Here is a 298-nt window from a genome sequence, read left to right as displayed (position 1 = left end):
GGCGGAGCGGATTTGCCGGCCCACCGTGTGGTAAACGCCTCCGGATATCTAAGCGGAGCGGCTTCCTTCCGGACTACGGATACACAGAAGAAGCTGATGGAGGCAGAGGGAGTGGCCGTAAATGACGAAAACCGGGTGGATTTAAAGCGGTTTGGGTGGCATCATACGCTGGAGGACGCACTGGAATTCAGGGAGTGGTTTGAGAAGAACGGGATTTGACGGTGCGCAATAGAAGCGATGATACATGGTTACAGCAAGGTATTTGAAAAGGACTCAAAAAGCATTTTTTGTTTTTTGA

The 298-nt window shown here is 50.7% G+C and carries 1 protein-coding gene; it reads left to right on the top strand.

The window, feature by feature from the left end:
- Positions 1–219: MGMT family protein (locus NE473_RS31430; protein WP_256265668.1), on the top strand; the 219-nt coding region annotated here is incomplete at its 5' end.
- Positions 220–298 lie beyond the last annotated feature (79 nt).

Source organism: Hungatella sp. SL.1.14 (genome assembly GCF_024460495.1).
GTDB classification, from domain to species: Bacteria; Bacillota; Clostridia; order Lachnospirales; family Lachnospiraceae; genus Hungatella; species Hungatella hathewayi.
Note: the sequence above shows the minus strand (reverse complement) of the source record. Positions and strands in the feature narration are given on the sequence as shown.